At 60.4% G+C, this 13179-nt stretch carries 10 protein-coding genes and 1 other RNA gene; 6 read left to right on the top strand and 5 right to left on the bottom strand.

Annotation, left to right across the window (positions count from 1 at the left end):
- Window positions 1-176 precede the first annotated feature (176 nt).
- From JNN07_05005 to JNN07_04980, 6 genes are all read left to right on the top strand, one after another.
- Complete coding sequence (locus JNN07_05005; GenBank protein MBL9167076.1) at window positions 177-2078, top strand: S8 family serine peptidase; 1902 nt, start codon at window positions 177-179, stop codon at window positions 2076-2078.
- A 291-nt stretch (window positions 2079-2369) separates the two neighbouring features.
- Window positions 2370-2466, top strand: an RNA gene (ffs, locus tag JNN07_05000) — signal recognition particle sRNA small type.
- 22 nt (window positions 2467-2488) lie between these two features.
- Window positions 2489-4354 (top strand): DNA polymerase III subunit gamma/tau, encoded by a 1866-nt coding sequence (gene dnaX, locus JNN07_04995; protein MBL9167075.1) that lies wholly within the window; start codon window positions 2489-2491, stop codon window positions 4352-4354.
- Window positions 4355-4399: 45 nt separating this feature from the next.
- Window positions 4400-4711 carry a YbaB/EbfC family nucleoid-associated protein gene (locus JNN07_04990; GenBank protein MBL9167074.1) on the top strand — a complete coding sequence of 104 codons (312 nt, stop codon included), beginning with the start codon at window positions 4400-4402 and terminating at the stop codon, window positions 4709-4711.
- 10 nt (window positions 4712-4721) lie between these two features.
- Window positions 4722-5324: a recombination protein RecR gene (gene recR / locus JNN07_04985; GenBank protein MBL9167073.1), complete on the top strand. Its 603-nt coding sequence runs from the start codon at window positions 4722-4724 to the stop codon at window positions 5322-5324.
- Window positions 5325-5369: 45 nt separating this feature from the next.
- Entirely contained in the window at window positions 5370-5996 is a 627-nt protein-coding gene (locus JNN07_04980) for an HAD family phosphatase (protein MBL9167072.1), read from the top strand.
- A gap of 409 nt (window positions 5997-6405) precedes the next feature.
- Here the strand turns inward: JNN07_04980 and JNN07_04975 are convergent, their stop codons facing one another.
- From JNN07_04975 to JNN07_04955, 5 genes are all read right to left on the bottom strand, one after another.
- A complete protein-coding gene (locus JNN07_04975; protein MBL9167071.1) occupies window positions 6406-7770 on the bottom strand; it encodes a glycoside hydrolase family 18 protein in 1365 nt (454 codons plus the stop codon).
- Entirely contained in the window at window positions 7767-11669 is a 3903-nt protein-coding gene (locus tag JNN07_04970) for an ATP-binding protein (protein ID MBL9167070.1), read from the bottom strand. Before JNN07_04970 ends, JNN07_04975 begins: the two co-directional genes overlap by 4 nt.
- Entirely contained in the window at window positions 11662-11874 is a 213-nt protein-coding gene (locus tag JNN07_04965; protein MBL9167069.1) for a hypothetical protein, read from the bottom strand. Before JNN07_04965 ends, JNN07_04970 begins: the two co-directional genes overlap by 8 nt.
- A gap of 211 nt (window positions 11875-12085) precedes the next feature.
- On the bottom strand, window positions 12086-12679 hold the full coding sequence (locus JNN07_04960) for a hypothetical protein (protein MBL9167068.1): 594 nt from the start codon (window positions 12677-12679) through the stop codon (window positions 12086-12088).
- A gap of 6 nt (window positions 12680-12685) precedes the next feature.
- Complete coding sequence (locus JNN07_04955; protein ID MBL9167067.1) at window positions 12686-12958, bottom strand: WXG100 family type VII secretion target; 273 nt, start codon at window positions 12956-12958, stop codon at window positions 12686-12688.
- Window positions 12959-13179 lie beyond the last annotated feature (221 nt).

The raw sequence follows: 13179 nt of genomic DNA, 5'->3' as shown, positions 1-13179 counted from the left end.
TAGGTGCCTGGCCGCTTGGTGCTGCGGGAGCGGTTGCCAGCCCGCCCGTTAAACGCCTTTCGATTTGGAGGTCGGGCCAAATCCAAGAGTGGGGAGTGGATCCGACTCCCTTGCCAACGCCGCAGGAGCCCGCGACTGGGGCAAAGCCTGGAGGTGTGGTAAGGCACCATTGGGTCATGCGCCCCGTCGGAGTTCCTCACACGCAGCAAACCAAAGCCACTTTCGACGGTCGCCTGCTGGTCCGGTTGTTCGAACCCGCTCAAGCTCCAGGCATCTTCCGCGAGCTAGGCGTCGGCGAATGGCATCCAATAGCGTCGCGGCAACATTATTTTATGGTGGATGCCGGATCTCCCGATGCCGGGCTGGAACTCGCTCGCAAGCTCATGTCGGCCGCGGAGGTCGCTCAGCTCGAACCGGTCCTAGCCCGCCAGCGCAGTCGGAAGACCGAGCCCAACGATCCCCTTTTTCCCCGACAATGGCACCTCCGCAACACCGGTCAGTCTGGAGGATTGCCGGGCATCGACCTGAACTGCCTTCCGGTGTGGCAGCAAGTCCGGGGCGAAGGCGTTACGATTGGTATTGTTGATGATGGCTTGCAATCCACCCACCCTGACCTGAGTCCGAACCTGAGCGATCTACCGGGCTGGGACTGGAATGACGGAGACGGGGATCCAAGCCCCGGCAACCTCGATGAGGACATTCACGGAACCCAAGTTGCGGGGTTGATCGCTGCCCGCGAAGGGAATGGCATCGGAGTAACCGGGGGAGCGCCTCGCTCTCAGCTGGTAAGCTTGCGGTTAATCGCTGCCCCCACCACCGATTCCGCGGAAGCGGAAGCCTTGCTGTACCTCAATGATCGCCTGGCCGTCAAAAACTGCAGCTGGGGAGCCCCGGACGGAACGGGCCTGCTGGAGGGTATCGGGCCTTTGGCCACCGCAGCCCTTCAGGACGCCGCAGAACTCGGGCGGGGTGGCCGTGGGAGCCTGATCGTGTTTGCCGGAGGCAACGGGCGCGGGGTCGGCGACAATGCCAACTATGACGGCTTCGCCAACTCCCCCTACACGATCGCGGTGGGATCGGTAAACGATCACGGTACTCAAACCTCTTACGGAGAGCCGGGCGCGTGCTTGGTGGTATCGGCTCCTTCCGGCAGTTCCGGACTGCCTCGACTCACCACGACCGATTTGCTCGGACTCGACGGCGCAGCTTCGGGAGACTACACCACCAACTTTACCGGCACCTCGGCGTCCGCCCCTCTGGTCTCGGCGACCCTGGCTTTGATGCTGTCGAAGAATCCTCAACTGGGCTGGCGGGACGCTCAAGAAATTCTGATTCGGTCCGCAGTGCGCAACGACCCCTCAGATCTTGATTGGCAAACCAATGGGGCGGGACTTCATTTCAACCACAAATATGGAGCGGGGTTGGTGAATGCGGAGGCTGCAGTCGTCTTGGCGGCGCAGTGGCAGCCCTTGGGGGACCGCGAGCAGACAGCCATCGAGCGGTCGAACCTCGACCTGTCCATTCCGGACAACCAAGCCACTGGGTTGCGCGTCTCCCTTCCAGTGATGGCTCCCCGCTTTAGGGTCGAACACGCCACCCTGCAGGTGCAGTTGACCCACGATGACTGGGGCGATCTGCACCTCCTGTTGAAATCCCCTAGTGGCATGACCAGCCTGCTGGCCGAGCCTCATTCGCCAGCGTTCGGCACCACCCTGAACTGGACCTTTTTGTCGGTGCGGCACTGGGGGGAACCGGCCGAAGGAGAATGGGTCGTCGAACTGGCTGACCGCCGCTTTCTGAATACCGGCCAGCTAACCCGCCTCAAGCTGGAGCTGTTCGGCACCTTCCTTCCCCCGGAGCGTCCCGCCCTGGTGGGTCGAACGCTCCCTAGCGGGTTTGAACTTTCCTTTCGCGGCGAAACTGGCGTCACGTATCAGATCCAACGGTCAGCGACCATCGACGCTTGGGAGACCATCGTCACCCTCTCTGGCACGGGTGGCGAGTCGAGCTACCTGGACGCGGATCCGCCGGCAGCTCAGCGCTTCTATCGGATTGTCATCTCCACTCCCGGGCGTTGAACCTAAAACCGGAAATGAACTCACCGCGGATTTCTCGGATGACCCGGATCCGCAAAGACTTGCTCATGAATACCCAGGATCTGGGAAGGTGGAGAGAGCCACGGCGAGAAGCGCTCAGGGATAACCCACGCGGAGAGGCCCTCATCGGGGTTCAGCTTCCGTCTGCAACGCAGCCTCGGGCCGCTGTGGGCTCGACGGAGTCTCTCCCTACCCCCCGCCCCCCACCCAGACAAGAGTCCCAATTAACTGCTTGCCGCCTCAGAAGGGGTCAGGCTTAATCTCCTCGTCTTTTGCCAGGGCCCATGGAATGGGGACTTACGAACCCCGCCAGGGCAGGAATGCAGCAACGGCAGTTTGCTCTCCATCCGCCGTGGTCACCCTGGCTTTTTATTTTTTTGACGGGGCCGCACATGTCATATCAGGTCATTGCGAGAAAGTATCGCCCGCAACGGTTCGCCGATGTCGTTGGCCAGGAGCATGTCACCCAGACGCTGGCCAATGCCATTGCGCAAAACCGGATTGCTCATGCGTATCTGTTTTGCGGCCCGCGAGGAACCGGCAAAACGACGGTCGCACGCATCTTCGCGAAATGCCTGAACTGCACGGGGGGGCCCAGTGTGGACTTCAGCGATGACGACGAAAGATGCCAGGAGATTACCGAGGGGCGTTCGCTGGACGTGCTAGAAATCGACGGTGCCAGCAACAACGGCGTCGACCAGGTGCGGGAACTGCGCGACACGGTTAAATTCGCTCCCGCCTCCTCAAAGTTCAAAATCTTCATCATTGACGAGGTTCACATGCTCTCAACCGCGGCCTTCAACGCCCTGTTGAAGACCTTGGAGGAGCCACCGGCACATGTGAAGTTCATGTTTGCCACCACGGACCCGGAGAAAGTCCTTCCCACGATCCTCTCGCGCTGCCAGCGCTTTGATCTCCGCCGCATACCTGTGGCCCTGATTGTTAAGCACCTGGCCCATATCTCGAAGCTGGAAAAAGTCGATGCCAACGAAGCCGCGCTTCACGCGATCGCCCGGGGAGCCGATGGCGGCATGCGTGACGCCGAGTCCGCTCTCGATCAGCTGATCAGTTTTTGCGGGAACCACATCGAGGAGGGAGATGTGCTCTCCATGTTCGGGCTCACCTCCCACGCCCAGGTTCTAGCCATCGCGATGGGGATCTTGCGAGCAGATGCCGGCGCGGTGCTACGCGAGCTGGATGCCCTGTGTCGTCATGGGAAGGATCTCACTCGACTGCTTTCGGATGTGCTCAGCCACTTTCGCAACCTTCTGGTCTATCAGGTTTCAGGCGGTGATCTCAGCTTGCTCGAGGTATCAGAGACCGAAGGAGCCGGGCTTCGCGAGCATGCGGCCCTAGCCAGCGCTGAAGTCCTCACGCGCATGATGGAGGTACTCACTGAGTCCGAGGGACGGATGCGTGAAGCGGCTTCCAAAAAGATTTTTCTCGAAGTTGCCTTCTTGAAGGCGATCCAAGCTCGGAATTCGCTGGGCATCAACGCCGTTCTGGAACAGCTCAAGCAACTCCGCTCACAAGGCTCCGCTGCCCCTCGTGGTTCCTCGGCGGCTACTCCGGCAGCTCCGGCGGCGGCGGTTGCGAGTGCGGCACCGATGGCGGCGCCGGCGGCGATTCAGCGGCCAGCGCCTCCATCATCCTCGCCCGCCCCGCGGGCTGCCGCTGTGCCCGCCGCGGCTGCGTCGGCCCCAGCTGTCCCGGCGGAGATCATCGACGCGGGATCTGCTTCCAAAGCTGCACCTCCATCGACCGGGCCGGCGGATCTCGAGGCCCTGTGGCCCCAACTGCTGGAGGCGGTGGGTCGCGTGAGCCCGTTTACGCGCAGCTACCTGCTCGAAGCGTTCCCGGTCTCGCATGTAGGGAGCATTTTTACCATTGGCTTTGAACCCGAGTTCGCCGACCACATTGAGCTCGTCAACAACAGCAAGAACATCGAGCTTCTCCAGACCAAGCTCAAGGAGCTGGGCCGGCCGGGAACCTACGTTAAATTCGTCAAGGCGACGGCTCCCGCGGACCGGGCCAAACCCGCTCCCACGCCGGCACCTGAACCTCAACGAGCGACTCCTGCACCATCACAACCGTCCCCAGCGACGCCCAACGGGGCTCCCCCCCCGGCCGCTCGAGCGGCCGCCACACCGCCACCTGCGCCTCCCGTGCAGCTCAATCCAACTGACTTCAAGGACGACCCTCTGATTCAGAAGGCGCTGGAACTCTTCCGCGGTCGCATTGTCGAAGTTCGCTCCTGATCCCAGGTCTATCTTCCTTTCAAACAACCCCTAGAAGATCACCCTATGTCGAGTATTGGAAAAATGATGAAGCAAGCTGCGCGCATGCAGCAGCAGATGCAAGAAGTGCAGGCAGGCTTGGTTAACCTGACCGCCGAGGGAACCAGCGGGGGCGGGGCCGTGAAGGTCGTTGCCCGCGGGGACAGCACCATCGCTTCGATCAAGATCGATCCCCAAGCCGCCGCCTCCGGCGATGTGGGCATGCTGGAGGACCTGGTCCTTCTTGCCGTCAACCAGGCCTTGAACCGATCGCGCGATATCGCCAACGCCGAGATGAGCAAGGTCACGGCCGGAATGAACATCCCCGGTCTCATGTAGGCAGGAATTCGTGAGCGTCTTACCCGAAGCCATCGCCCGCCTCCAGGACGAACTGAGCAAGCTACCCGGTATCGGCCCTCGTTCGGCCGAGCGGCTGGCCTTGCACGTGGTGCAGACGGAACCAGCTTCCATCCGCCGATTGGCCGAGGCGCTCAACACCGCTCGCGAGAAGGTCCACCTGTGCGGCATTTGCGGGGCGCTGACCGAAGCCACCCCCTGCCCCATCTGCGCCAGCACCTCGCGCGACGGCGCGCTCGTTTGCGTGGTGGAGCGGGCGGTCGATATCCTCAGCCTGGAAAAAGCCGGCAACTTCCGGGGGCGCTACCATGTTCTCGGGGGGCGTCTTTCCCCCCTGAATGGGGTAGGACCCGAGGACCTGCGCATCGTCCAGCTGGAAAACCGCCTCAGCACGGAGCCGATCCGAGAGATTGTCCTCGCTCTCGCCACCGATGTGGAAGGCGATGCCACCAGCCATTATCTAGCCAAACGGCTGAGCCCGCGGGGCATTCGAGTCACCCGGATCGCCCATGGTCTGCCGGCGGGCACCGGACTCGAGTTCGCTGATGAGCTCACGCTTCATCGAGCGCTCGAAGGACGCCGCGAGCTGACCTAGGCATCCACCCACTCGTTTCCAACCTTAACACGAAGCCGCGAACCGATGTCTCAACCCTCGATCAAGTCTCCCCAAGTGGTCGTTTTCGACCTGGGCAAAGTTCTGTTGGAATTCGACTACTCAATCGCCTCCCGCCGTCTCGCCGAAAGTGGCGTCAGAAACGTTGAGCAAATTCGAGAGCTTATTCTCCAACCTCAGCTCCTCTACCGGTTTGAAACCGGATTAATGACCGAGCAGGAGTTTTACCAAGCGGTGAGCCAGGCCACCGGATTCCGCGGGAGCTTCGATGAATTCGTGGATATCTTTTCCAACATCTTCGAGCCGATGCACGAGATGATCGAGCTTCACGCCGCCATCCGCGGTTTGGGGATCCCCACCTTCATTTTTTCAAACACGAACAACATCGCCATCCCGCATATTCGGAAGGCCTATCCGTTCTTCTCGAATTTCAACGGATACATCCTCTCCTATGAGCATGGCTCCATGAAACCGGATGCCAAACTCTACGAGGTGGTGGAGCAGATGACCGGATGCCGCGGGAGCAATATTCTCTATATCGATGATCGACCGGAGAACATTGAGACGGGAGTCCGACGCGGCTGGCAAGTGATCCTGCAGGAAGATCACCAGCGCACTCGAGCACAGGTTCAAGCCCGCGGCTTGAAGGTTTAAGCCGAAAAGCGGTAGAGGCCCCGAACCCGCAGGGTTCAAAGAAATTTAGCCGGGGGTGCTCGCACCCCCGGAAACTGTTAAAAGTACGCAGCATCGCGCAGCGATGCCACCGGCTTCTGAAACCTGCGTTGTCCGATTCAACCTGGAAAAAACAGTTGAAGGAAACCACAAAGAACACAGAGAAAACAGGTTGAAAAAACCTCTTTGAACCCTGTGGGTTCTCGGCTTCGGCCTCAGGAACTCGTGCGAAGAAGTGAGAATCTCCTCCAACTTGTCTATAGTCCCCAATTTTGGAGGTAAAGAAGATCACCCATCATCGCTCTTCGCGGTGACTCAATACGCTCGTTCACACATTGGGCATGCATGGGCTCGACGGAGTCTCTCCCTACCTGGTTGAGGTTGCCCCGTCTCACGGTGGCGTCTTAATCCGGTAGTATCGGGCCGGCCCCTTTCCGGCAAGGCTGTCGTTGACCACCATCTGCTCCCCGTCACCGATCCGGATCACCAGATTGGACCAAGCTCCTCCTGGAATCCCGGTCGACCACTGAACCGCGTAACGCGCGAGCGGCATGGTTTGAAAACTGAGACGTACGCTCTGCCCCACCTGCTCGATGGAACTAAATCGCGGCGCCTCCAACGACTCCTTCATCGCCGCAAGCAACGGATGACGTTGGGCCAAAGGCGATGAGGCCTGATAATCCTGGCTCAACTCCCAGATCATCACACCGCCAAGCCCCCGGTTACGAGCATAGCTTACCTTCGCTCGGCAAGATCGCTCGTCATCATAGGCGACAAACAGATCCTCACTCGAACCCGGGTTATTAACGGTCAGATAGGGAGCGTAGGCATTCGGATCCCATCGATAGCGCGCCGCCGTGTAGTGATTCGCCATGATCTCACGGAACGCCACCGCAGTGACCTCCGGAGCAGATGTCCATCCCTGGCGAGGCAAGGTCGCCCCTCCAGCCGGAAGTCCCGTTCCACCCTTCCAGACAATCCCATAGAATGGGATGCCAAGTCCGAGTTTGGCGGGCTGAACACCGGCCGAGATGAATCGATTGATCAGGCCGTCTGCCGAAGTGATCAAACCGCCGGTGCTGGGAAACCGAAAGCCGCCGTCGAACAAGGCCGCATTGAACCAGGTGACCCAACCCGGCCATGGGCCGGCCATGTCGTAGGTCATCACGTTAATCTGATCGAACTCCCCCTGAACCGAACTGAAGAGAGCGGGTTGCTCCGCAGCCGCAGCCGTGAGCAATGAACCAGGCTTCCTTTGAGTCAAAGTCGAGCGCAACCCGCGAATCAGGTTTTGGTAGGCGGGGGTATCAGACTCATCCAGCGGTTCCCAATCCACATCCAGTCCATCGTAACCCTTCGAGGTGACGAACGTCACCAGGCGATTGATGAAGCCGGCGAGCTTGGCAGGTTGAGTTGCTCCGCGAAAACCCGCGGATGTTCCGGCCCCGCCCACGCAGACCAAAACCTTTACTCCGGCGGCATGCCCACGCGCTACGCTGTCGGTGATATGACTGGACGTCAGACTCAGAGTCTCGGTGTCCAGTGTTCCGTCGACTCGGGGAATCACCGCGAAATGGATAACGTGGCTCAGCGCCGAATAGTCAATCGCACTCGCAGGCATTTGGCCCTGCGTCCAGCCCGGATGATACCCCGTGCTCCACAGATCCCGCGCCGAGGCATTGCCTCCCCAGAGACACAGCGCCGCGAATAACAGAGAAACGAGGAGCCCGGAGGTGAACTGCTGTTTCGGATTCATGCACCCGGGAGAGGGGAGGCCGGCCGCACCAAGCGAGCCGCAGACGCGTCGATCCAACCCGCGTCCGGAAGCGCATACGGCCGGAACACTTCGAGATAGCCCTGCTGCTCGTTGTAATAGATCGCCTTGTGCAGCCCCAAGGTGCTGGCCTTGGGAGTGTCGATCAGACTGGCAGAATCGTTGGCGCTCATCTGGAACAGCACCCGCATCTCGAACTCGGTGAGCGTCTTGCGGTTCAGGCAACGGTTCACGTTGTTGTAGGTGTCGCAAGTAGCCATGACATGCAGGCCCAAGGCAGGCCCCTCGGAGATGAGCCGGGTGAACTGAGCGCCGGTGTTCGGAGCCTCGCTGTCGTCAGTGGAGAAACTGAATTCCTCCTCATTGCGCAGGCGTTTAAACTTCTGCAGATCGTGAACCAAGGTGAGGATGAGGGGTTCCGCAGCCAGATCAGTTGATTCGGCCCGACGTTTCAGTTCCTCTGTCAGCTCATTCATGACCTGAGCCGCATCGCCGTTTCCGACCAACGTCACCTGCTGCGGCAGCGCCCGGGTCAAACGTTCGATGTACTCCCGTTCAGGGGTGCCCGGAGCCGCTGCGTCGAACAGATAAACCCGCAACGCTCCCGCCGGGGACTGAGCGGCGAGGGAGAGGATCGCGGCTGTGACAATGGCTAGAACCGCTTCTTCGCGCTGCCCCACCAGCAACAAATTATTGCCGCTTTGCCGCTGGAGGATCGCCTCGGTCGGACCTTTGATCGCATTGGGCGCCCCGAGCCACACCCGCGGGCTGCGGGAAGGAAGCACCCGATCCTGCGCCAAGCAGGCGCGCAAGGGCTCGTTCTCCGCCAAGTCAGCCGGCGCATCCCCTTCGAAGACGAAAGGACCCGGATACACCCGGGAGGACTCCGCCGCCTTCCGCCGGACTTTCAACAACGCGGCATCGCGCTCCTCGTCAGAGATCCAAACGGCTTGGAAAGGACTGTTGCCCTCAGGGGTGCCGGCGCTGTCGTTGTAAATGCCCTCCCCGGGACGCGAGAGCAAACGCGGCGCCGAATTGTTCTCATCCATGATCAGATAAGAATCCGCCTCATTGCACTGCAGTGCAATTCGGATGACCATCTGACCCAGGGTCGCCCGGGCAACCGTGTAAGCGCCACCCAGGGTCTGGGATCCCAGGATGACATGAATGCCGAACGCACGGCCTTGGCGCACAATTCGATCCAGAAGCAACGAAGCTCCTTGCGCCACCTTGTCGTCCTCCACAAAGAACTCCTGAAACTCATCAATCAGCAAGAGGGTCCTGGGCATCGGCTCGGTGCCGCCCGATCTCTTGTATCCGGCCACATCCTGAACGCCGAGCTTGCGGAACAGATCGCCGCGGCGCTTGAGTTCCTCGTCCAAACGCTGCAACACACTCAGCCCAAACTCGCGATCGCTCTCGATCGCCACGACGCGGGCATGCGGTAGCTTCTGGGTGGCATAACACTTAAACTCAACGCCCTTCTTGAAGTCGACCAGGTAAAACTCCACTTGATCGGGACTGCACCACAAAGCCAGATTGGTGATCACCACATGGAAAAGCGTGGATTTGCCGGAGCCCGTTTTACCGGCCAGCAACGCGTGCTGGCGAGTGCCCTTGCCGATGGCCAGGTATTGCAGTTTGGTGGCGCCAGTTCTGCCGATCGGCACCCGCAGTTCAGAGGTGGTCTCCTGCGTCCACATCTCGGCATCGGGCGGCGTCACGTGGGAGAAGGGGACTTCCACCCGATTCGAATCGCGGCTAGCTCGTCCCATTTTGTGAACAAACTCAACGGCGAGAGTGGCGTCGGGTCCCGAATCCAAAGCGACCTGCGTGCCCGGCAGGACGTTGCCGGTAAAGATCAGATCAGCCGATCGGACCGTCAGGGCGACACTGGCTTTGCGCAGATCGTCTGCAACAAAATCCTGCGGAAGCGGCAGCCGCCTATCCCAGTGGATGAGCGTGTAGACGCCGCAACGGGCCCCGCTCGTGGCAATACTCATAAGGCGTCGTACCGCGGTCTCGCTAAAGCCGCTGGGGAAGTCGGCCACAACCAGGAAAAGATACTTCTCGGCAATATTGCCAGCCTCCCGATTGTAATCCGCGATGGTCTGGTACTCGTTGCGCAGATACATCTGGATCACCTTCTCCATATGCGCATTCAGATCCGCGAGCTTTTGCTCGAGCTGTTCGGTCTGAGTCCAGATCCGACCGTTGATCAAGTGCTCCTCGTGATCGGCGAGATGCATGACACCCGCGAAGTTCTGTCCCAACCCGACCGGATCGAACACCGTGAAGTTAACCTTTCCCGGAGGTGCGGTGGAGAGCAACCGCAGCATTAAGTTGTTGAGCGAAGCAACAGCCTCATCGCGTCCGGTTTCGGACGTCTCGAACAAAATGGAACCCTGGCCGGGATACACCAACTCGAGTGGCGCCAGCAAACGGGCTGGCCCGGGAAAAGCCAACCGTGGATCCTTGGGAAGGCCCTTGGCGAATGTCGACACGTCGACTCGGAGTTCCCCCAAGCGAGCGGACGGAGACAACTCCAGCGGCGGCTTCCAGGCGGCCAGAAATCGGGCATCCCAGGCCGGAAACAAGGTCGTCGAGAGCTGCTGCTGCGCGTTGACTTCGGCCAAAAGGGCGGGAATGCGGCTCTTCCAGTTCGACTCCAGCTGTGCCCATTGCGCATCATGCTCCGCCTTGAGCCGCTGCTCCTTCTCAGTACAGACCGCCTGCAGCTCCTGTTGCCGAGCATCCGCCATCCCCTGAAGCTTGCCCAAAACCTCCGCGGCTTGACGCTCGTGGCGGCTCAGGTGAAGCCGGTGCAATCGCTCGTTCGTCTCGAAGGCCCTGGTCTCCTTGGCCTGCAGCCGGGCGGGCCAGCTCTCGCGCCAAGAGCCGGCATCGGCCAGAGCCTGCGTCCAATCCTGCTCGATGGCCTGAACTCGGGTCTGGTAGGTGTTCTCGATCCGCTCACGGTCGGCAGTCCGCCGCTGATCGGCCTTGACCAAGCCTAGCTCGATCAGGCGCCGTGAATTCAAACATCCCAGGGCAATCTCCCGAGCCACCGGATCTCCCTGTCGACGGCCCAACAGATGAAGCACGAGCCCCAGCACGCACAGCGCGCCGGCAGCGATGCCGGCATCGCGATACGAAAGAAACGGGATCTGAAACTGGCGAAGCACCGGAACCATGGGAACCAACCCCAGCACCAAGATCACCCACAACGGAAGAAAGCGGAACAACGCGGGCAGGAAAAAGCTCCGGAACCGCTGCAGGTCGGATTCAACTCGGTCGATCAGGGCGCGGATCTGCTCGGCCATCTGCTGCTCGTCCTGAGCCTCATCCACCTCGGCGCGAGTGCCCTGCCCGGTTAGCCATCGCTGCCACCGTCCATAGCCGCTGAAAGAGGCATTTGCCCGCTCCTCCAGGTGATCCAAACGCTTGGAGTCTTGCTCGCGCTCCTTCTGGTAAGCGTCCAAGGCCTTGTCGGCCGCGGCCAAACCCGAGTCACGGTCACGGGTCGCCTGCATCGTCCCCATCTGAAGCTTATACTTGCGACGTCCCTCCTCCTCCTCAATCGCCAGGAGCGCGCGCTTTTTGGCCGATTTGTGAGCTTCTTTAAACCGAGCCTTGCGACGCTCGTAGGTTTCAAGAACCCGCTGGCGAGCCGACTGAAGTCCGGCTTCGACTGCCGTGCGCTCGCTGGCGAACTGGCGAAGCACGACGTCCACCGCGGCTTGGCACTGCTGTCGAGCAAGCTTGGTTCGGGTGGACAGATCGTTGTTCAGCCATTCCTCGCGCGAGGTTGCCTCAGCGACCAGCGTCCGAAGCTGCTCCACCCATTCCAGTGCCTGCTTGACTGCCCAAGGGTTATTCACAATCGATCCTTACCTTCGACGCCAGTTTCTCCAATTCTTCCATCGCCGCGACGGCGACGTTTACGCTCGAGAGCAACTCATCCAGGTACTTGCGCTCAAACTCCGACGCCTTGGCGTCCTGCCAGTATTCCTTGGTTTGACGCCACTGCGCCAGCAGCTGCTGGGTGGAGGATTCCAAACGGGTTCGATTGGCAACGATGCTCATGTCAGGAGGAAACTTAGGGGTGTGATTCTTTCCTGGTGAGGCTGCTTGCCGATCCAAGGCACCATGAGACACTCGCTCTATTGCATGGAGTTCCGCCTTCAGGCGGAAAAGGCGCAGGAATTGGCCTAGCAGCGTAGGATTTTAGCATCTTCATAGTCATCAAGCCTCAGGGAACCGCCTAAAGGCGGAACTCCGTACAAAGGATCCAGCCTCACCCGGAACCAATCACAGGGGAAGAGTCGTTCGATGCAGACGCTGGAGCGTCCGCAGAGGTTTCAGAAACGATCGCTTCCGCAGCAGGAGCTTGAGCGCCAGCGGCAGCGCCACCGGAGGCGCGGAGCTCGGCATAGTCGGACAGCAACCGGACCATCTCGGAAAGGTGCGCCGCCGCCAGAGGCAGGTCGTGGGCCAGGACGCTGTGAAGCTTCTCCATCTGGCGAAGCCAAGGGCTCGAGAGCGACTCGAACTTCTTATCCCAGGCTTTGACCTTGTGAAGCTTCTCAGCCGCCTCCTCCAGAGCGCGCTTGGCGCGATGGACATCAAACTGGGCCGTTGAAGTGGCCTCGTTGAGATTCGACATTCGGGCGCTGAAGAGGGCCTGTTGCGCCTGTTCCAGGACCCTCTGGCGCTTTTTCACCTGAGCCTGCCAATGGTCCGTCCGATCCTCCTGCAGCCACAGCCGAAGCCGCATGACATCCGAGCTGACCTCCTCGAGGGCAGGCCGAGCCTTCGAGACGTAGACCACCAGATTCGACCGAAACGCCTCCAAGGCATCGACCGAAGTGATTTTGGCTTTTTCGGGCACGTGGAGTTAACGCTGATTCAGATAGTCCTCGATCCGCTGAGCCTTCCGGAGCAGGTACGGAGAGTGTTGATTGGAAACCTCCACGAACTTCTTCAGAGCCTTCATCGTCTGCTTGAACTCCTCGGAGAACTTTTCATGTTCCTGGTCCTGCCAGCTATCGCCCAACGCCGCGAACCTCGCCTGCAGGGACCCCATACGGCTCTGGAGGTCCGTGTTGAACCGTTTCAGTTCTTCAGCGAACCGCCGGACCTCTTCCGGATTCATGATTGCCTGGGCCATAAGATGCCTTTCGTGCTAGACCGATGACTGTGATGCGCTACAGCCATAGCCTGCACTGAGTTTCGGCAATAGGCAAACTGGGAGAGGAGGAAAGAGAGGTGGGACTGGTAGGTGCCGGGTGCCGGGTGCCGGGTGGTAGGTGGTAGGTGGTAGGTGGTAGGTGGTAGGTGGTAGGTGGTAGGTGGTAGGTGGTAGGTGGTAGGTGGTAGGTGGTGGGTGGT

It is taken from the genome of Verrucomicrobiales bacterium, from assembly GCA_016793885.1.
Lineage (GTDB): Bacteria > Verrucomicrobiota > Verrucomicrobiia > Limisphaerales > UBA11320 > UBA11320.
The sequence above is the reverse complement of the archived record's forward strand: the minus strand, read 5'-3'. Positions and strand labels throughout refer to the sequence as shown.